Here is a 19,885-nt window from a genome sequence, read left to right as displayed (position 1 = left end):
CTCCTCACCCCGCCGTCGCCGAGTAGTAGCGGCTCAGGTCGAGACCGCGGTCGTAGGCGGCGAACCAGCCGGCGGCGAAGGCCGGCAGCGGCTCGTGCTGCGGCCGGTGGTGCGGCACCTGCGACTTGAGCAGCCGGTAGACCAGAACCAGCATCTCGGCGTTGCCGGCCGGGGCGAACGGTGACGGCGGCGCGATGCCCAGCCGCCGGCGCCAGCTCGACGGCATCGGCAGCCGGTTGACGGCCTCCTCGCGGCGCACGCCGCCGGGTGAGACGTTGCGGTACTCGGCGCGGCGGTCGGACTCCGGCACGTGTCTGTCGAAGCCGCGCAGGATGTTCCGGTACACCGTCATGACGTGCGCGAACGTGGCCCTGGTGACCCGCGTGCGGTACCACCTGTCGTTCACGACGGCGTCGAAGACGACCAGCGCCGAGCTGCGGTGCTCGACCTCCTCGCAGAAGTGCCACAGGAACAGCGAGGCGACCCGCTCGTCACCGGGCCGGAACAGGACGTCCTCGTGGTCGAGCATGACCTTGAAGAGCGGGGTGAAGGTGGCCTCCAGGTCGGCGGTGTAGGCCAGCTGCCACTCCAGCGGCCGGGTGCGCAGCAGCTCGTCGTAGCTGGCCACCGCCTCGTCGACGACCTCCTGGACGCCCGGGTACTGCGCGACGAGCGCCGCGATGTGCCGGCGGTGGTTGTTGGCGTGCTGCGCCTCCTGTCGCAGGAACGACTCGGCCTCGACGGCGGCGGCGGGATCGGTGATCAGTGGGATGGCCTGCCGGGTCGACGCCACGATGAACTTCTCGAACGCGACGGCCATGATGCTGATCGCGTTGCACATGAGACCGAACTTCGGGTGGCTGGGCAGCCACTGGAAGGGGATGGTCTCGTCCAGGCGGAAGTTGATGCGGCGAATGGGCAGATCCGTCATGACACCACCTCTCGACCCTTAGAAACTAGAACACGTTCTAGTACGTGTAAAGCGCCGGGCCGTCACCCGGCCGGGCGGACCGCCCTCCCTGATGCGGGAGAGTGGCCCGCCCGGCCGGTTGCCCGTCTTGCCGGCGCGGCGCACTCAGGTGAGATGACCCGCCCGGTCCTCCGCCTGGCCCGCACTCACCTCCCGGCCCGGCTCCCGCGCCCTCGGCACCCGGCCGTGCCGGGCCACCAGGCCACCGCGGCCCGACTCGAACACCACGGCCAGCGGGGTGGCCAGGAACACCGACGAGTACGTGCCGACGATGATGCCGACCAGCAGGGCGACCGCGAAGTCGACGAGTGAGTCGCCGCCGAGCACGGCCAGCGCGGTGAGGATGAAGATCGCGCCGAGGCCGGTGTTCACGGTCCGCGGCACGGTCTGCAGGCTGCCGAGGTTGGCCAGGGCGGCGAACGACGTGCGGCGGCTGTCCTTGCCGCGGACCAGTTCGCGGATCCGGTCGAACGTCACCACCGAGTCGTTGACCGAGTACCCGATCACGGTCAGCACGGCGGCCAGGAAGACGCCGTCGACCGGTCTGCCCAGCCAGGCGAACACGCCGACCAGGATCAGCACGTCGTGGAACATCGCCAGCACCGCGGCGGCGCCCCACTGCCAGCGGAACCGGAAGGCCAGATAGGCCAGCTGCACGGCGAGCGCCACCGCGAGTGCGATGAGCGCGTTGCGGCGCAACTCCTCACCGAGGGTCGGGCCGATCTTCTCGTCTCGGAGCCGCTGGATGTCACCACCGCCGGCCTCGGACAGCGCGGACCGGACCGCCGTCTCGGTGTTCTCGTCGAAGGCACCGGCCCGGACACTGATGTTGCCGGTCCCGGAGGTGTTGACCACCGCCCGGTCCAGTCCGGCGGCGGTCACCGCGGTCCGGGCCTCGTCGGCCGACAGTGGCGCGGAGGCCGAGTACTCGACGAGCCGGCCGCCGGTGAACTCCACGCCCAGGTTGAGCCCGCGCATTCCGATGCCGGTGATCGCGAGCAGGCTGGCCACGACCGAGATGCTCAGCAGCAGGCGTCGCCGGCCCATGATGTCCGGGTTGCGGGCCTCCAGTCTGCGGCGCACCCAGCCGATGCCGGACAGCCCGCTCCAGTTCGGTCGGCGGGTCAGCCAGCGGGTGGCGACCAGCGGTGACGCCAGCACCCGGGTGAGCACCAGCGCGGTGAACATCGAGGCCAGCACGCCGATGGACAGGGTGACGCCGAACCCGCGGACCGGGCCGGAGGCGAGGAAGAACAGCAGGCCCGCGGCGAGCAGGGTGGTGATGTTGGAGTCCGCGATCGCCGACCAGGCATTGGTGAATCCGGCCCGCAGCGCGGTGCGCAGACTTCGCCGTGGACCGCCTGCGGCGTACTCCTCCCTGGCTCTTTCGAAGATCAGCACGTTGGCGTCCAGGGCCATACCGATCGCCAGGACGAACCCGGCAAGGCCGGGCAGGGTGAGGGTGGCGCCGATGGCGAGCAGGGCCGCGTACGAGATGAGGCCGTAACAGACCAGCGCCACGGCGGCGACCCCGCCGACGATCCGGTACACGCCGATGATGAACAGGATCGTGGCGATCGTGCCGAGCACGGCGGCCAGGGCCGACGCCTCGATGGCGGCCTGACCCAGGCTCGGGCCGACCGTACGCTGCTCGATGACCTCGACCGGGACCGGCAGCCCACCGGCACGCACGAGCAGTGCCAGATCCTTTGCCTCGGTGTCGGTGAACGTGCCGGTGATCTGCGTCCGGCCGCCGGTGATGCCGACGTTGCAGCCGACGTCCTCGTTCACCTGCGGCGACGAGATGATCTCCTGGTCCAGCACGATCGCGACCCGCCGGGCCGGGTCGCCAGGCGGGGCACAGGCCGCGTCGGCGGTCAGCTTGCGCCACGCGTCTCCTCCGGTGCCACGGAAGTCGAGGTTGACCTGCCAGCCGCCGAACTCTCCCGGGGTGGCGGTGGCGCCGTCGACCTGCTGGCCGGAGAGCGCCGCCGGGCCGAGCCGCAGCCGTTCACCGTCCTCGGACGCGAGCACGGTCTCCGCCTCGCCGCCCGGCGCCGCTGACGGCGCGGCTGACGGCGACGCTGACCGCGAGGCTGATGATGACGCCGACGGCTCAGGGGTTGCGACCCCCAGCACCGGACGGAACGTCAGCTGGGCGGTACGGCCGATGACGCGGACCGCCTCGGCCGGCTCGGTCACGCCGGGCAGCTCGACGATGATGCGGCGCTCGCCGGAGCGGGCCAGGGTCGGCTCGGCCACGCCGAGTTCGTCGACCCGGCGGCGCAGCACCTCCAGGGCCTCATCGGTGGTGACGGCGTCCGCCTTGGCGAACTCGCCGTCACGGGTTTCCAGAACGATCTGTGTTCCACCACGCAGATCCAGCCCGAGCCGCGGCGGCCGGGTGGCCAGAAGCCACCCCGACACCACCAGCACGACCAGGGCCAGAACCGCGCGCACGACAATGGCGCGCGACATTACAGGTTGCTCCTCGACGCGTCTGCCCGCGCGGCCACCGCCGGGGCGCCGCAGCGGGTGAAAGGGAAAGGGACTCGACTACGCCGGTAGGCGTGGCGGTGCCCGTCCCCGGAACGTGGAGAGGAGTGCCGCGGGTGTCGCGGTGGCGCTCGCCGGGGCGGCGACCGGCCATCGGTGCCGCCGGACGCCGAGCAGGAGCGCGGCGATCAGGGCGGCGAACAGCAGCAGCGTGCTCGGAATCGGTTTGCCGGTCAGCCGGGTCTCGCGCACCAGGGGCGCGGCGGGTTGCGGCATCGCGGCCGAGGCGGTGACCCGCTTGGGCTCACCCGCCGTGAACCGGTGTCCGTGACCCACCCCGAGCAGGGCCATCCAGGCGGCGCCGAGCACGAGCACGAGGACGGCGGCATGCCATGCCCGCCGGATCCGCTGCTCGATCCACACGCCCGATCCGCCCCCTTCGATCAGACGACCCTACCTCGCCGGTCCACGCCGCCGGGTCAGAGAAGACCGATGTCACGGGCGTGCGCGACCGCGTCGCCGCGACGGGTGACGTCTAGTTTGCGGTAGATCGCCCGCATATGCGCCTTGACGGTGTTGACGGAGATGCCGAGGTTTCCGGCGATCTCGGCGGCAGTGAGCATGGTGGGCAGGAACACCAGGACATCGGCCTCCCGTTCGCTGAGCCCCTCGGCTGCGGCCGAGGACTTGCGGGTGGCCCGGATCCCGGCGCGCAGCTCCTCGAGGAAGGCCAGCTGCCCCTCCTCCGGGTGGACCGGCCGCAGGCGGTGCAGCAGGTCGTCGAGGCGGCCGTCGGCGTGCACCAGGAACGGGCGGCGGATCCGCTCTCGCCCGGCCAGCTGCAGGGCGTCGCTGAGCAGGTCGGTGGCGTGGCCCGCGTGGCCGCGGCTGTCCGCGATCAGGGCGATGAGCAGGTCGGCCTCCACCGTGGCGGCGGCATGGACACGGGTCGCGGGCCGGTCGGCGAGCAGCCGGCCGGCGCGCCGGAGGTCCCTGTGGGCGAGGGCGATCCGGGCGTGGGCGACCTGTTGTGCCAGGTCCGTCCCGACGTCCGGGTCACCGGCCGGCACGGGGCCCGGGCGACCCGCGGCCAGGTCCGCCTCGCTCTCGATGATTCGCAGCCACCGGTCGAGCCACGGCAGCCGGGCCCGGGGGCTGCGGCCGGTGCGGGCAGCCTCCAGGAACATGTGCGCCTTGGCCGGTTCACCACGGGTGACGGCGAGCCGGGCCTGGGCGCCGAGCAGGACGACACGCTGGGCGGCCTCGGGTTCGCTGTCGTGGGCGTACCGGCCGGTCTGCAGGGCGTCGTCGGCCTCGGTGAACTCCCCGCGTTCCAGGTGGACCAGGACCATGGCGAGGTGCGCGGCCACCGACTGGACGGTCTTCTGCCAGCCGCGCCGGGCGGCGAGGGCGCGGGCCGCGCCGGCCAGCCGGTCGGCCTCGGCGACCGAGCCGGACATCACCTCGAGCAGGGCGAGGTGACCGTCGGCGTTGATCTCGGCGAGCTCCAGCCCGGCCGCCCGGGAAGCGGCGGCCGAGGCCGTCAGGTCACGGACCGCGGCGTCGAGGTCGCCGGACCACAGTTCGGCGAGACCCCGGTTGTTGAGGGCGATGGCGCGCTGCTGGATGGCGGCGGCACCCGCGACGGCACTGTCGGCGGCGAGCAGGGCGAGCAGTTCGGTGCAGCCCGCGCGGACCGCCGGCATGTCGCCGACCGCCCGGTCGGCGGCCAGTTGCAGGGTGAGCCGCATGAGCTCCACCGCCCGGTGCTCGTCGCCGGGGCGGCGGCGCAGCAGGCGGCGCGCGTGCTCGAGGCGGGCCGGGATGGCCTCGAAGTCGCCGTCGTGGAACAGCAGGACCGCGGCGCAGATCATCAGCTCGGCGGTGGTGCCGAACTTCTCGTCGGGCACCTGCCGCAGCAGGCGCACCATGGCGGGCCGGTGCGCGGAGAGGATCAGCGGCGCGGCCCGGCCGGTCACCAGCTTCCCGATGTACGTCCAGTCGCCCGCCGACACGGCGTGGGCGATCGCCTCCATCACCGAGTTGTTGTCGGCGTGCCAGCGGGCGGCGCGCCGGTGCAGTTCGGCGACGACGGTCGGCGACTCGACGTGGAGCCGGTGACCGAGGGCGTCGCGGAGCAGGTGGTGGTAGCGGAACCACAGAGGCCGGTCGCCGAGCCGGATGACGAAGTCGTTGTCGTGCTCGATCTGCTCCAGCAGGCGCTGACCGTCGTGCCCGGTGGTGATGGCGTTGGCGAGGCCCGCGCAGACCCGCTCGCAGATGCTGGTGTGCAGCAGGAAGCGGCGCTGCCGCCGGTTACGACCGGCCAGCACCTCGTCGGTGAAGTAGTCGTGGACGCCCCGGCCGTCGCCGGCGAAGTCGTGGATCGTCCGGGCGGGGTGGCCGGCCAGGAATCCGGCGCCGAGGTGCAGGCCGATCGCCCAGCCCTCGGTGCGTTCCACGAGGGCGGTGAGGGCGGCGGGGTCCAGGGTGAGGCCGTGCCCCCGGGCGAGCTCCGCCGCCTCGGCCTCGGTGAACGCCAGGTCGGTCGCGCGGATGTCGGTGACCAGGTCCGCGGAGCGCAGCCGCTGCAGGTTGAGGGCCGGGCGGATGCGGCTGATCAGGAACAGCCGGATCGGTGCGGGCGGGTTGCGCAGCAGTTCGGCCATCGCGGCCAGCACTGCGGGGTCGTCGATCTCGTGGAAGTCGTCGATGACCAGCACCGAGGGGTCCGGCAGCTCGTTGAGACCGGCCGCCAGGAAGCGTGCTCGCTCACGGTCGCAGGCCGGGACGGCGGCCATCGCGGCGAGCGGGTTGCCGGCGTCGATCAGGCCGGCGGACCGCAGAGCGGCCACCACATACGCCCAGAAGAGCTGCGGGTCGTTGTCGTGCCGGTCCAGGCTGAGCCAGGCGACGGGGAACTTCGCAGCCCGGGCCCAGGCCGAGACCAGCATGGTCTTACCCCAGCCGGCGCCCGCGCTGATGAGCGTGACGGGAGTGTCCATGGCGGAGTCGAGCAGTTCGAACAGGCGCTGCCGGTCTACCCCGGCACGCGCTATCCGGGGCTGCGCCACTTTGACCGATATCAATGGCATCAGCCCTCCCCCCGTCGCATTCGCATCCATCGGATCCCCCGGAAATGGCGTATGCGTCAGCGAAACATCTCACACCGTCGATGTCTATACCGGACGCTCAACGCCATTGACCGATCTTGATCACAGCGTGTACGGCTGCGGCGGCGGCACCGACGGCCAGGGCGCCGAGCGCCGGCCCGTAGCTGCCGAGGCTCTCCCGGGTGTACGCCATGATGAGCGGACTGAGAAATCCCGCCATGCCTCCGGTCGCGCCGGCGACACCGGTGATCAGGCCCACCGTGCCGGGCGGCGCGACCTGACCGATCCGGGCCAGCACCGCGGTGCTGGCCACGCCGACGCCGACCGCCAGCACGGGCAGGGTGCCGGCCAGCAGCACCGGCACCGGCGGCGAGGTCGCCTGCACGGCGGTGGCCAGCGCGACCAGGGCCAGCGCCGCGACCAGCGGCCGGGCGGGCGAGAACCGGTCGGCGAGCCAGCCACCGACCGGGCGCATGAGCACCGCGAACAGCATGAACGCGGCCATCACGTCACCGGTGCGGGCCGGGGCCATGGCGTAGGTGCCGGTGAGGTACACCGGCAGGAACGACGTGAACGTCACGAACACCGCGAAGTTGATCGCGTACCACGCCGCCGCCTGCCCGGTGATCGGCAGCCGGAGCACGTCGGCCACCGATACTTCCGGCCGAATATGATCGGTGGCGGCACGCGGTGCGTCGTGCAGAGTCGCCAATGCGACCAGTCCGAAGGCGCCGACGGCCAGAGCGGTGACGAGGAACGGGGCGGGGAGGCCGTACGCCGCCGCCAGCCGGACCCCGGTCGCCCCGCCCAGCGCGCCGCCGCACAATCCCAGGCCGAGCACTCCGAAGGCCAGGCCGCGGCGGGGCTGCGGGAACCAGCCGCCGACGAATCCGACGCTCGCCGCGAACATGGCGCCCGCCGCCCCGAGCAGGACCGCGCCGAGCAGGAGTCCAGGGAACGACCGGTGCCCGGCGGCGGCCAGTTCCAGCAGGGCCAGCACGGTCACGGCCAGGATCAGCAGCTGGACGCGACGACCGCCGAGCCGGTCGGTCAGCGCCCCGGCCGGGATCCGGCCGAGCGCGCCGACGACGACCGGCACGGCGACGACGAACGCCTGTTGCATCGCGGTCAGCCCGAGGGTCCCCCGCAGGGCCGGCGCGAGCGGCCCGAGCAGGGTCCATGCCCACGACGTGAGCAGGTATCCGGTGACCGCGAGCGCGAGCATGGCACGGTTGCCGACCAGGGCAGGAGCGTTCGCCCGCGGGAGTGGCGCCATGCTGACACGTCCTTAGCCGGATGCTCGACGGTCCGTATCATCGTCGAGTCAGCCAGTGGCAGCAATCCCGTCCGGATTGTCAGGACGTGCGGCGGAACGTGGCGTCGGCCCGTTCTGTGGCGGTGGTGATCGGGTCGATCCGGAGCTGGTAGTTGCTGTGCCGGATGTAGCGGTCGGGGAAGTTGTAGGACTGGAAGGACGACCACGCCGCGTCGGCCAGTCCGGCGACCTGCCGGAAGGTGGCGTCCTGACGGAACGTCGCCGTTCCGTTGTTCGCCTCCAGCCGCAGCACGTAGTTGTTGTGCCGCAGATAGTGGCCGGGGAAGTTGACCGACTCGAACGACACGGCGGCGCCGTCGGCCAGACCGGCCACGACGCGGAACTGGGAGTCCAGTGCCGGGGTCACGTTCGCGTCGATGCGGGTGGCGTAGTTCGAGTGGCGTACGAACCGATCCTGGAAGTTGTAGCTCTGAATGCGCTGGACCGTGACCGCTCCCGGATTGCCGAGCTCGCCGGAAGGGCCGGCCAGGACGGTCGCGCTGGAGACGGGGACACCCAGGCTGGGCGTGCCGTCGGCGTTCCAGGAGATGCGCTGCGCGCGGCTGGTACGCGTCGTGCCGCACCCCTGCGACGCCGAGTCGTTGGCGTGGTAGACGATCCAGTCCTCGGTGCCGTCCGGCGACTTGAAGAAGCTGTGGTGCGCCGGGCCGTACACGCCGTTGGCGTCGCTGCGCTGGAACAGCGGGCCGGCGAACTTGGTCCAGGAGCTGCGGACCAGCGGGTTGGAGCCGGTCAGCTCGAGCGAGCCGATCTTGTAGTCGGGTGTGCCGCAGTAGCTGGCCGAGTAGGTCAGGAACGTGCGCCCGTTGCGTTGCAGCACGTACGGGCCCTCGTTGACCGGGTTGCCGACGCGCTCCCAGGCCAGGGTCGGCTCGGAGATGATCGTGCCGAGGGCCGCGGGCGTCCACGGGTTGGTGAGCCGGGTGATGAACAGGCTCTGCAGGCCGCCGTTCTCGAACCCGATGTTGTTGTTGAACGCCGAGAACACGAAGTAGTTGACCCCGCCGACGGTCATCACGCTGCCGTCGATGGACCAGCCGTTGTTCGGCATCAGGACCAGGGCGCCCTTGTACGTGTAGGGCCCCATCGGGTCGGTGCCGGCGCTCTCCAGCACGTGCTGGCGCTGTCCGCCGCAGCAGGCCGGCGGGCCGGCCGAGTAGTACAGGTACCAGCGCTGCCCGTTCGGCCCGTTGAGCAGGTGCAGGCTCGGCGCCCACATGTTCGACACGGCGCCGGGCTGGGACATGGTGAACACGGTCGTCTCGGCGGCCGTCTTCAGCCCGGCCAGTGTGGACGACCTGCGGATCAGAATGCGGCCGGTCCAGGTGGTGGCCGCGTAGTAGTAGCTGCCGTTGTGGTGACCGATCCACGGGTCGGCGCTGTTGGGGGCGCCGACGACCGGGTTCTGGAACGTCGCGCCGGGGGCGGCGCTGCTCGGTGCCGGGACGGCCATCACGAGCGCGACCGCCGTCAGCAGCGCGGTGAGGATGCCTCGCAGACGCATACCAAACGCCTTTCGTTAACGCTCACATTCGTGGCCGGGATGTTACGAGACATCGACGGACTTAACAAGGCAGTCGAATCGCCAAGAACAGAAGATTTCGGAGAGGTTTCTTGACGTACTTCGAATCGACGTGCATGTTAGCGATCACAGAATCCCCTTCCCCCGCCTGCAAGGAAGTCATCGATGGACCTTCCCGCTCGCGTCCTTCGCAGAGTGACGGCCGTTCTGGGCCTGCTGATCGTGATGCTGGCCGGACTCGCGGCCCCGGCGTCCGCCACCTTCATCACGGTGCGCAACCCGGTCATCAACCAGCGCGCCGACACCGCGATCTTCAAGCACACCGACGGCTACTACTACATGACCGCCTCGGTGCCCGACTACAAGCGCGTCGAGCTGCGCCGCGCCACCACGCTGCAGGGCCTCGGCACCGCGGCGACGTCCAACGCGTTCGTGGCGCCGTCCAGCGGGGCGCTCAGCGGCTGGATCTGGGCGCCGGACATCCAGTACATCGACGGCGCCTGGTACATGTACTTCTCCGCCTCACCGAACACCGCCACCTTCAACCAGCGGCTCTACTGGATCCGCAACACCAGCGCCAACCCGATGACCGGCACCTGGAGCGCCCCGCAGCGGTTCAACACCGGCTGGGAGTCGTTCCAGCTCGACGCCGCGGTCTTCGTCAACAAGGGTGTGCGCTACTTCGCGTGGGCGCAGGACAGCCCGTCGACGAACTTCAACAGCCACATGTACATCGCCCGGATGAGCAGCCCGACGAGCATCACCGGCAGCGCCGTGGAGATCGCCGCGCCGACCGTGGCCTGGGAGAAGGAGGGCGTCGCCGGCGTCGTCGAGGGCCCGTCGCCGCTGGTCAAGAACGGTCGCGTCTACATCGCGTACTCGGCCTCGGCGACCGACTCCCGCTACAAGCTGGGCCTGCTGTCCTCCTGGGACACCGCGGACCTGCTGAACCCGGCGTCCTGGTACAAGCACCCGAACCCGGTGTTCCAGACCGCGAACGGCGTGTACGGCCCCGGCCACGGCAGCTTCACGGTCGCCGAGGACGGCGTCACCGACATGCTGGTCTACCACGCCCGGGACTACGCCACGCCGAACCCGGACGCGCTGACCGACCCGAACCGGCACACCCGCATGCAGCAGCTGCTGTGGCGGGACAACGGCGACCCGTTCTTCGGCCAGCCGATCCCCAGCACCGTCACCAACCCCGGCATCCGCGGCCAGCACAGCAACCGCTGCGTGGACAACTGGAACCGTGACACCACACTGAACGCACTGGTCCGGCTCTACGACTGCAACGGCGGCACCGCCCAGCAGTTCGAGCTGAACTACCGCAGCAGCGGCAGCTACTTCGAGATCCGCAACCGCAACACCGGCACCTGCCTGTCGAACACCGCGAACAGCACCGCGTCGAACGCCGACGTCGGCCTCTTCACCTGCAACGGCTCCACCGCCCAGCGCTGGGTCGTCCTGGACCGGGGCAGCGGCTGGTTCTCGCTGCGCAACGTCGCCGGCAACACGTGCCTCGACAACTACAACTGGGACGCCGCCAACGGGGCCCGCCTGTCCCTCTACCCGTGCAACAGCCTGGCCGCCCAGAACTGGCGGATGGGCTGATCCAGACGCAACCGAACCGCCGCTGTCACGCGATCCGGGGCAGCGGCGGCAACGGCCGGCGATCCAGCCAGACCGTGAACAGGTCGTCCAGCGGCTCCGCCGCGAAACGGGCGGCGTGCTGCCGGAACTGGGCGGTCGTCACCGTGCTGTGCCGGTTCTCCGCCGCCCAGGACCGCAGCAGCGCGAAGAACGACTGCTCGCCGAGGCGCACCCGCAGAGCGTGCAGCGCCAGGGCTCCCCGCTTGTAGACCACCGGGTCGAACATCCGGGCCACACCAGGATCGGCCACCGTGAGATTCGCCGGCTGCGCCGCGATCCAGGCATGCCACTGAGCCGCGTGGGCGTCCGTCGAGGGGCCGCCGGAGGCGCCCGACCACACCCATTCGGCGTACGTGGCGAAGCCCTCGTTGAGCCAGATCTGCCGCCAGTCGGCGACCGTGAGGCTGTTGCCGAACCACTGGTGGGCCAGCTCGTGCACCACCAGCCGCTCGTGGGTGCGCCGCCCGTCGAGGTGGTTGCGCCCGAACACGGACATGCCCTGCGCCTCGACCGGGTCGTCCAGGTCGTCGTCGGCGACCACCACGACGTACTCCCGGAACGGGTACGGCCCGAACATCCACTCCAGGACCTTCATGATCTCGCCGTGCCGGCCGAGGTCGTGCCGCAGCGCGGTACGCAGCCGGGGCGGGATCGCCGCGCGCTGACGGACCCCGCCGGCGGCCAGCTCCACCAGTTCGTAACGGCCGATCTGCACGCCCATCAGGTACGGCGAGGTGGGTTCGTTGCGTTCGTACACCCAGGTCGTGGTGCCCGGTCCGCGGCGGCGCACCACGAGGTCCCCGGTGACCAGGACGGTGTACGGCGTGGCGACGGTGAGCGTCACCAGGAAGCTGGCCTTGTCGTCGGGCCGGTCGTTGCACGGGAACCAGGACGGCGCCCCGTTCGGCTGGCTCGCGACGAGCACGCCGTCGGTCAGCTCGTCCCAGCCGATGTCGCCCCACCGGCCGGACACCGGCGCGGGCTTGCCGCCGTACCGAATCTCGATCTTGAAGGTGGAACCGTAACCGATCGGCCGTTCCGGCTTGATCCGCAGCTTGCCGAGCCGGTGCTCGAAACGCGCCGCACGCCCGTCCACCCGGACGTCGCGGACCCCGAGCCGGGCCGCCAGGTCGAGGCTGAACCGCGACAGCGAGTGGACGGCCCGCGCGGTGACGACCGCCTTGCCGGCCAGCCTGTTCGGCACGATCCGGTAGTCCAGGTCGAGGTCGTAGTGCAGCACCCGGTAGCCACCGTTGCCGTGCTGGGGCAGGTACGGATCGGTCGACCGGTCGGCGCCCGGAGCGGGGCCGACCGGTCCGCCCACCGGGCTCATGCCCGGCGGGAGGCCGTCACCGGCCAGGTCGCGATCGGGTTGCCGAGCCAGCGGGTGTCGGCGGGCACGGCGTCGCCGCGGGTGACCAGTGAACCCGGTCCCACCGTGGTACGGGCGCCGATGCTCGCGCCGGGCAGCACGATGCCGTGCGGGCCGAGCGTGGCGCCCGCACCGAGGGTGACCTGATCCATGCTCATGATCCGATCATGGAACAGGTGGGTCTGCACCACGCACCCCCGGTTAACCGTCGCTCCGGCGCCGAGCCGGACCAGATCGAACTCGGGCAGCCAGAGGGTCTCCAGCCACACGCCTCGCCCGATCCTCGCACCCAGCGTCCGCAACCACATGGTCAGCAGCGGCGTGCCGGTCGCGAAACGGAAGAACCAGTGCGCCGCGAGCACCTCGACGAACGTGTCGGCGAGCTCGTTACGCCAGACGAACGACGTCCACAGCGCCCGCTCGGTGGCCCGGAACCGGCCCACGAGCAGCCATTTCGCGGCGGTCGCGGTGAGCGCGGCGATGATCGCGGCGGCGAGCAGCACCGGCCCGGCGGCGAGCACGGCCGCCCAGCCACCGGCGGTGCGCCAGATCAGCGTCAGCACGGTGAGGACCAGGGCGGCCAGCGCCCCGGCGCAGATCACCGGGAGCACCCGGCACAGCTCGATGACGGCCCGGGCCACCTTGAGCCGCGCCGGCGGGTCGAAGGTGCGGCCGGTGTCGGCCGTCTCGACGACGCGGCGCAGCGGCATCGGCGGGGCGCCGAGCCACGACGAGCCCTTCTTCGCCTTACGCGGCGCCGACGACAGCACCCCGACGAGACCCCGCTTGGGCACCGACCGGCCGGGCGCGGCCATGCCGGAGTTGCCGAGGAACGCCTGCTTGCCGATGCGGGCCGGGGCGACCCGCAGCCAGCCGTGACTGAGCTCGTAGGTGGCCACCATCGTGTCGTCGGCCAGGAACGCGCCGTCGTCGACAGTCGTCATCGACGGCACCGCGAGCACCGTCGAGATCTCCGTGCCACGGCCCACCTTCGCACCGAGCAGCCGCAGCCACACCGGGGTGAACAGGCTCGAGTAGATCGGGAACAGCGCGATCCGGGCCATCGACATCAGGTGCTCGGTGGTCCACACCTGCCAGGCCACCCGCCCCTGGACCGGGTGGAAGCCCTCCTTGAGCCCGATGCCGAGCAGCCGGACGGCCACCAGGACGACGAGGGCATAGGCGACGGGGTACGTGACGGACGCGGCCGGGACGGCGACCAGCGCGGCGCGGAGCGTGATCCCGTCCGCGAACGCCCACGCGAGCACGGCCAGCGCGGGCAGCGCCGCGACCACCTGCACGAGCCCGAGCATCTGCGCGGTCAGGCGGTAGGCGGCCACCCACGACCCGTCACTGAGCCGCGAGCGCGCGGGGCGCCGGTCCGGCCAGGCCGTGGCGCCCTTGCCCACGACCGGGACGGCCGGGGAGCCGGCCCAGCTCTGGTTCGCCGGCACCGACCCGGTCACGGTCGAACCGGCGCCGATCTTCGCGTTCTTGCCGACCCGGGCGCCGGGCATCAGCGTGCTCCGTGCGCCGACCCGTCCGCCGGCGCCGACGCGGACCGTGCCCACCCGGACGACGTCACCGTCGACCCAGTGACCGGACAGGTCGACCTCCGGCTCGATGGCCGCGCCCCGGCCCAGCCTGAGCAACCCGGTGACCGGTGGCGCGGAGTGCAGGTCGACGTCGCGGCCCAGCCGTGCGCCGAGCAGCTTCGCGTACGTGATCATCCAGCCGGCTCCGGCGACCCCGGTGGCTCCGGTCAGCTCGGCGAACCGCTCGGCGGCCCACAGCCGCAGGTGGACCGAGCCGCCGCGCGGGTACGCCCCGGGTCCGACACCGCGCAGCAGCAGCCGGGCGACGCCCGCGGCCAGGACGATCCGGCCGGGCGGGCTGAACAGCACGAGCCAGGCCGCCGCGATCCACCACCACGGGACCGCCGGCAGCAGCCCGGTGACGTTGCCCGCCGCGGTGAGGACGGTGAGCCAGCGGAGCCCGGACAGCGCCAGCATCGGCACCGCCAGGAGGAACTGGAGGAACCCCGTGCGCCGGGGTGTGGGCCGTACCTCCCGGCGGACCACGGCCACGGTGTCCAGCCCGTCGATCACCGCGGCCATCTGCGACAGCAGGGGATTCTGGTAGACGTCGGCGACCGACACCCGCGGCTGCGTCCGCCGGATCCAGGCGACCAGCTGCGCCGCGTTCAGGCTGCTGCCGCCGCTGCTGAAGAAGTCGGCGCCCGCGGCGGCCGGGCGGATCCCGAGGATCTGCTCCCAGCCGCCGGCGAGCCACTCCTGGGTCGCGGTCAGCTCCTCGTCGTCCGGCGTGCCGGCGACGGCCAGCGGCCACGGCAGGGCCGCCCGGTCGACCTTCCCCGAGGTCCGGGTGGGCAGGCCGTCGACCACCGCCAGCAGCGGCACGAGCGCGGCCGGCAGCTGCTCGCGGATCCGCGCGGAGGCGGCGTCGACGTCGAATTCGGCGTCCTCGTGCGGCACCAGGTAGCCCACCAGCAGCTGGTTGCCGGCGGCGGTGCGCTTGACCGCGGCGGCCGCGCCGGCCACGCCGGGCAGCGCCTGGAGCGCGGCGTCGACCTCGCCCAGCTCGATCCGGCGGCCGCCGAGTTTCACCTGCTCGTCGCCGCGGCCCAGGAACAGCAGCCCCTCGGGTTCGGCGCGCACGATGTCACCGCTGCGGTACGCCCGTTCCCAGTCGAGGGACGGCAGCGGCGCGAACTTCTCGGCGTCCTTGGCGGCGTCCAGGTAGCGGGCCAGGCCGACACCGCCGATGACCAGCTCGCCGGTATCGCCCATCGCGACCGGCTCGCCGGACGCGTCGACGACGGCGAGTTCCCAGCCGGCGAGCGGCAGCCCGATCCGGACCGGTCCGTCGCCGGTCATCCGGGCCGCGCAGGCGACGACGGTGGCCTCGGTCGGGCCGTACGTGTTCCACAGCTCGCGGCCCTCGACGGCCAGCCGCTCGGCCAGCTCGGGCGGGCACGCCTCGCCGCCGAAGATCAGCAGCCGGACGTCCTCGAGCGCCTCGGCCGGCCACAGCGCGGCGAGCGTCGGCACGGTGGACACCACGGTGATGCGCTGCTCGGCCAGCCACGGACCGAGGTCGACACCGCTGCGGACCAGCGACCGGGCGGCCGGGACCAGGCAGGCGCCGTGCCGCCAGGCCAGCCACATCTCCTCGCAGGAGGCGTCGAACGCGACCGACAGACCGGCCAGGACCCGGTCGGACGGGCCGAGCGGCTCGGTGTCGTCGTCGACCAGGAACAGCTGCGCCTCGGCGTCGACGAACGCGGCGGCGGCGCCGTGCGGGACAGCGACACCCTTCGGGGTGCCGGTCGATCCGGAGGTGAAGATGATCCAGGCGTCGTCGGCGGGGCCGGGGCGGCCGGGCCGTCCCTCCGGGGTGCGGCGCGGCGACACCGTGAGCCCGTCGCCGAGGACGGCGCAGACGCCCGCCTCGGCGAAGACGAGCTCGGCCCGCTCGTCCGGGTCGTCGGCGTCCACCGGCACGTACGCGGCGCCGGCGGCCAGCACACCGAGGATCGCGAGGTACAGGTCGGCCGTACCGGAGGAGATCCGGATGCCGACCCGGTCACCGACACCGATCCCGTGCCCCTGAAGCGTCGCCCGCAGCGCGTCGACCTCGGCGGACAGCTCCCGGTAGGTCAGCGTGGTGGCACCGGTGTCGATCGCGCGCGACCCCGGGTGGGCCCGGGCGGTGGCGTCGAGGATGTCGACGAGGGTGCGCCGCAGCGGCGCGGAGCGGGAACGGAAAACCGCCGGCGCCTCGGCCGCCGGGTCTGTCTCGGGTAGGTCGATCAGTCCCAGGTCGAACGTGACGGTCACTGAGCGCGCTCCATCTCCACCTCTACGTCGGCCTCCGGGCCGACATTCGAAACTACGGGTGGAGGGTTAACAACGGCGGGTGAATGTCGTATTCGTGTCGACCGACACACCGGCTATCAGCCGCGCACCCGACGTGGACCACGGTGGTCGGCCGATCGGACATCCCCCGTCCGGCCGATGCCTCACCGCGTCGTCTCGTCCTGCGAGGGCAGTCGCTTCACCGGCAGCGGGACCCTGCCCTGGCCGAGCGCCGCCCGCATGGTCGTCACACAGCGATCACGGGCGGCGTCCACGCGCCGGCGGTCGTAGTGGTGCTCCAGGTTCATCTCCGCGTCGGTGGTACGCAGAGGTTTCTGCCAGGCCGCCTTCATCTGCACGCCGACCTCGGCCTTGGCCTCGTTGGCCAGCAGCCGGTAGGCGGCTCCGACCGCGGGCGCCTCGATGTCCAGCAGCGCCTGGTGGAAGGCGAGCCGCGAATAGATCCGGCTCACCTCCTCGGTGAGTTCCCGGCGCACCTCCACGGTGCCGGTGCGCCGGCGGATCCGGTACGGCATCTCCGCGTAGTCCTCGATGACGCTGAGCGCCTCACCGAACGCCCGGGCCCGGCGCTCGCGGCGCGCCCCTCGCTGGTTGAGCCCATAGGTCAGCAGTGCGGTGAACGCCGCCCCGAAGATCGCGATGACCGGCACGATCACCGCCGCCGTCTGCGCGGCCGTCCACGTCATGCTGCGAGATCCGTCCCGGCGTCAGAGTTGGTGAAGGACGTCGATGATTCTCGCAGCAGCGCCCGGCTCCCATTGGTCCGGCCCCGGCCCGAACAGCCGGTTGATCCCGTTCTGGCAGGGCAGGGCGGCGAACGCCACCGGATCGTCGCGGTGGGTGCGACGCAGCCACGCCAGCGCGTCCCGATGGGCCACCGAGGGTGACGCGGCCGAGCGGTAGACCCGGTCGGGAACGTTGAAGAGCAGACATTCGATCAGGTACGACGGGGCGAGCCAGCCGTCGATCATCAGGTCCGCCCCGCCGAGCCGCCGGGCACGCTTGGCGGCCCGGACCGCCTCCTTGAACCGGCCGCCGGTCCGCCGGTCCTTGGCGTCGCCGTTGCACCGGTGCTGCCGGGGAAAGTTGACGATCGCCCGGCCGTCCTGGTCACGGAAGAAGACGCCCTGCTCGTGGAGGCCGGCGCCGGGCACCGGACACCAGCGATGCTCGACGGCGACGAGCACGTCCACCATCTCACCGAACAGCGACCCGGGATCGTCGACGTTGAGGCAGCGGCGGCCCATCCGGACGGTGTGCGACTCCCCCAGCACGGTCAGGACGTCATCGCGGAATTCCTCCCAGCCGTAGCCGGGAGCAGGCGACGTGAGCATCAGCACCAGGTCGATGTCACTGCCCTGGTCGAGATGGGTGTCGTTGACGCGCGAGCCCTGCCCGAAGATCTCGAACGGCCGGCCGTCGAGCAATGTGGAGCGGCTCAGCGCCCGGCGTAACTCGTCCTCGGCCCACGTCAGCAGGAACGCGTTCAGCGCCGGAGAGCCGGACGGCCGCCGCATCGGGGGCGTACCCGCATGCGGCAACCCTGTGGTCATGGGGTCAAGTATGCGCGCGGGCCGGTGCGCCGACCAGTTCACGGTTCCGCGGGCGGCGCCTGCCGCCCGCGGAACTCAAAGGGTCAGCCGATCGCGAAGCTCGGGTGCGGCGGCTGGTTGTAGGCGGTGTTCTGCCAGGCGACCGCCTCCCGGTACTGACGGTCCTGCATCAGCGACGGCCGTGAGATGCTCGTCGCGTCCGTGGTCGAGTAGATCCGCAGCGCGCTGTTGTTCGTGGTCGGCCAGATGACCTCCTCACGCCAGTCGCCGAGGATGTCGGCCTGCAACGACGGCGTGGCCTTGGTGCCGTTGTTCGAGTGCACGCCGCTGGCGGTCAGCAGCCGGGTGTCGCCGCCGGTGCCGTACTTGTCGATCCGGGTCTGGTCGAGCAGTTCGCGCTGGGCGTCGCCGTCCCACCAGATGACGAAGTTCGACGACGAGGGCTTACGGCCGATGTTCGCGCCGCTGGTGTTGCGCAGCCCGTCGACGGACGAGGACCACGACTCCGCGCCGGGGCTGCCGGCGTAGACGTCGGCCGAGACGCCACGGCCGTTGTCGCAGCCGCACGACGGGGACGACCAGATCAGCGATCCGGTACGCGCGTCGGCCATCCACATGGCGGGCTTCGACCCGTCCTCGGAGACCTTGAAGACCTCCTGGCCGGCACGGCTGGGGATCAGGTCGCTGACGTGGTAGGCGTCGCCGTGCCCGCGGCCCGACGTCCAGAGCCCGGAGCCGTTGTCGTCGACGGCCATCGCGCCGTACATGATCTCGTCCCGGCCGTCGGCGTCCACGTCGGCGATCGACAGCTGGTGGTTGCCCTGCCCGGCCCAGGCCGAGCCGTTGGTGGAGGAGCTGCTGTCGAAGGTCCACTTCCGGGTCAGCGTGCCGTTGCGGAAGTCCCAGGCCGCGATCACGCTGCGGGTGTAGTAGCCGCGGGCCATGATGATGCTCGGGTACGACCCGTTGAGGTACGCGGTGCCGGCCAGGAACCGGTCGACCCGGTTGCCGTAGGAGTCACCCCACGACGAGACGGTCCCGCGGGCCGGCACGTAGTTGGCGGTGGCCATGGCCCGGCCGGTCTGGCCGTTGAACACGGTCAGGAACTCGGGGCCGGACAGGATGTAGCCGGAGGAGTTGCGGTAGTCGGCGCTGGAGCTGCCGATCACCACGCCGCCGCCGTCCTTGGTGCCGTCGGCGGTCTTCATGGCCACCTCGGCCCGGCCGTCGCCGTCGTAGTCGAACACCTGGAACTGCGTGTAGTGGGCGCCGGCCCGGATGTTGCGGCCCAGGTCGATGCGCCACAGCCGGGTGCCGTTGAGCTTGTAGGCGTCGATGAACACGTTGCCGGTGTAGCCGGACTGCGAGTTGTCCTTGGCGTTCGACGGGTCCCACTTGAGGACGATCTCGTACTGGCCGTCACCGTCGAGGTCGCCGACCGACGCGTCATTGGCCGAGTAGGTGTAGGAGACGCCGTCCGGGGTGGTGCCGCCGGACGGGATCTGGATCGGCACGTCCTGGTAGGCGGCGAGCAACCCGACGGTGGGTTCCTCGGCCGCGAGCGTCGCCACCTCGGCGCCGCCGACGACCGGCCGCACGGTGTAGGCGGCCCCGGCGGGTCCGCCGAGATCGGTGTAGTTCGTACCGGCGGTGATCGGGGCAGTGTTGATCTTGTTGGATCCGCGGTAGACGTTGAACGCCACTCCGGCCGGATCGGATTCGAGCAGCCGCCAGGACAGGAAGTTGCCCTTGGCGGAGCGCAGGCTGATCAGACCACGATCGAGCTTCTCGGTCGTACGGGCGGACGACGGCGCCGCGGTCGTGGCGGGCGGGGTCTCGTCGGCGACGGCGGCGGTGATGCCGCTGCCGAGCAGGAGGGCGACGGTGGCCGCCACCGCGGCGGCCGGGAGGACTCTTCGCCCGCGGGAGGGCATGGCTGAGTTGTGCATGGGGATCCCAACGTGTGCAGGA

General features: G+C 71.7%; 12 protein-coding genes. 1 reads left to right on the top strand and 11 read right to left on the bottom strand.

Annotation, left to right across the window (positions count from 1 at the left end; translation table 11 throughout):
- Positions 1 to 4 precede the first annotated feature (4 nt).
- The 6 genes from CLV67_RS34220 to CLV67_RS53765 form a co-directional block, all read right to left on the bottom strand.
- Positions 5 to 931: a metal-dependent hydrolase gene (locus CLV67_RS34220; RefSeq protein WP_106325914.1), complete on the bottom strand. Its 927-nt coding sequence runs from the start codon at positions 929 to 931 to the stop codon at positions 5 to 7.
- Between the two features lie 144 nt (positions 932 to 1,075).
- The gene (secD, locus tag CLV67_RS34215; protein ID WP_106325912.1) at positions 1,076 to 3,448 is read right to left on the bottom strand and encodes a protein translocase subunit SecD; all 2,373 of its coding nucleotides are present in this window, start codon (positions 3,446 to 3,448) and stop codon (positions 1,076 to 1,078) included.
- Positions 3,449 to 3,526: 78 nt separating this feature from the next.
- The gene (locus CLV67_RS34210) at positions 3,527 to 3,889 is read right to left on the bottom strand and encodes a hypothetical protein (protein WP_106325910.1); all 363 of its coding nucleotides are present in this window, start codon (positions 3,887 to 3,889) and stop codon (positions 3,527 to 3,529) included.
- A 56-nt stretch (positions 3,890 to 3,945) separates the two neighbouring features.
- Positions 3,946 to 6,561 (bottom strand): helix-turn-helix transcriptional regulator, encoded by a 2,616-nt coding sequence (locus CLV67_RS34205; protein ID WP_146169396.1) that lies wholly within the window; start codon positions 6,559 to 6,561, stop codon positions 3,946 to 3,948.
- Between the two features lie 97 nt (positions 6,562 to 6,658).
- Positions 6,659 to 7,855: an MFS transporter gene (locus CLV67_RS34200; RefSeq protein ID WP_106325906.1), complete on the bottom strand. Its 1,197-nt coding sequence runs from the start codon at positions 7,853 to 7,855 to the stop codon at positions 6,659 to 6,661.
- A gap of 79 nt (positions 7,856 to 7,934) precedes the next feature.
- Complete coding sequence (locus CLV67_RS53765) at positions 7,935 to 9,419, bottom strand: family 43 glycosylhydrolase (RefSeq protein WP_106325904.1); 1,485 nt, start codon at positions 9,417 to 9,419, stop codon at positions 7,935 to 7,937.
- Positions 9,420 to 9,632: 213 nt separating this feature from the next.
- Here CLV67_RS53765 and CLV67_RS34190 point away from each other — a divergent pair, with 213 nt between their 5' ends.
- Entirely contained in the window at positions 9,633 to 11,051 is a 1,419-nt protein-coding gene (locus tag CLV67_RS34190) for a family 43 glycosylhydrolase (protein WP_239166903.1), read from the top strand.
- A gap of 25 nt (positions 11,052 to 11,076) precedes the next feature.
- On the opposite strand, the gene CLV67_RS34185 is transcribed toward CLV67_RS34190, so the two are convergent.
- The 5 genes from CLV67_RS34185 to CLV67_RS34165 all read right to left on the bottom strand — a co-directional run bounded on the left by CLV67_RS34185 (position 11,077) and on the right by CLV67_RS34165 (position 19,848).
- Positions 11,077 to 12,423, bottom strand: a complete 1,347-nt coding sequence (locus CLV67_RS34185) for a M1 family metallopeptidase (protein WP_106325900.1) — start codon at positions 12,421 to 12,423, stop codon at positions 11,077 to 11,079.
- Positions 12,420 to 16,322, bottom strand: a complete 3,903-nt coding sequence (locus CLV67_RS34180; protein ID WP_106325898.1) for a Pls/PosA family non-ribosomal peptide synthetase — start codon at positions 16,320 to 16,322, stop codon at positions 12,420 to 12,422. The genes CLV67_RS34185 and CLV67_RS34180 overlap by 4 nt, the downstream gene beginning before the upstream one ends.
- 182 nt (positions 16,323 to 16,504) lie before the next feature.
- Positions 16,505 to 17,047 carry a hypothetical protein gene (locus tag CLV67_RS34175; RefSeq protein WP_106325896.1) on the bottom strand — a complete coding sequence of 181 codons (543 nt, stop codon included), beginning with the start codon at positions 17,045 to 17,047 and terminating at the stop codon, positions 16,505 to 16,507.
- 21 nt (positions 17,048 to 17,068) lie between these two features.
- On the bottom strand, positions 17,069 to 17,914 hold the full coding sequence (locus CLV67_RS34170; protein WP_146169395.1) for a nucleotidyltransferase domain-containing protein: 846 nt from the start codon (positions 17,912 to 17,914) through the stop codon (positions 17,069 to 17,071).
- Between the two features lie 83 nt (positions 17,915 to 17,997).
- The gene (locus CLV67_RS34165; RefSeq protein WP_106326157.1) at positions 17,998 to 19,848 is read right to left on the bottom strand and encodes a rhamnogalacturonan lyase; all 1,851 of its coding nucleotides are present in this window, start codon (positions 19,846 to 19,848) and stop codon (positions 17,998 to 18,000) included.
- Positions 19,849 to 19,885: the final 37 nt, after the last annotated feature.

Origin of the sequence: Actinoplanes italicus (assembly GCF_003001815.1) — a bacterium.
Classification (GTDB): Bacteria; Actinomycetota; Actinomycetes; order Mycobacteriales; family Micromonosporaceae; genus Actinoplanes; species Actinoplanes italicus.
Note: the sequence above shows the minus strand (reverse complement) of the source record. Positions and strands in the feature narration are given on the sequence as shown.

Bases quoted from the DNA above. Each gene is read 5' to 3' on its own strand.
- CLV67_RS34220 (WP_106325914.1), bottom strand. From the start codon at position 931: ATGACGGATCTGCCCATTCGCCGCATCAACTTCCGCCTGGACGAGACC.
- secD (WP_106325912.1), bottom strand. From the start codon at position 3,448: ATGTCGCGCGCCATTGTCGTGCGCGCGGTTCTGGCCCTGGTCGTGCTG.
- CLV67_RS34205 (WP_146169396.1), bottom strand. From the start codon at position 6,561: ATGCCATTGATATCGGTCAAAGTGGCGCAGCCCCGGATAGCGCGTGCC.
- CLV67_RS34200 (WP_106325906.1), bottom strand. From the start codon at position 7,855: ATGGCGCCACTCCCGCGGGCGAACGCTCCTGCCCTGGTCGGCAACCGT.
- CLV67_RS53765 (WP_106325904.1), bottom strand. From the start codon at position 9,419: ATGCGTCTGCGAGGCATCCTCACCGCGCTGCTGACGGCGGTCGCGCTC.
- CLV67_RS34185 (WP_106325900.1), bottom strand. From the start codon at position 12,423: ATGAGCCCGGTGGGCGGACCGGTCGGCCCCGCTCCGGGCGCCGACCGG.
- CLV67_RS34175 (WP_106325896.1), bottom strand. From the start codon at position 17,047: ATGACGTGGACGGCCGCGCAGACGGCGGCGGTGATCGTGCCGGTCATC.
- CLV67_RS34170 (WP_146169395.1), bottom strand. From the start codon at position 17,914: ATGACCACAGGGTTGCCGCATGCGGGTACGCCCCCGATGCGGCGGCCG.
- CLV67_RS34165 (WP_106326157.1), bottom strand. From the start codon at position 19,848: ATGCCCTCCCGCGGGCGAAGAGTCCTCCCGGCCGCCGCGGTGGCGGCC.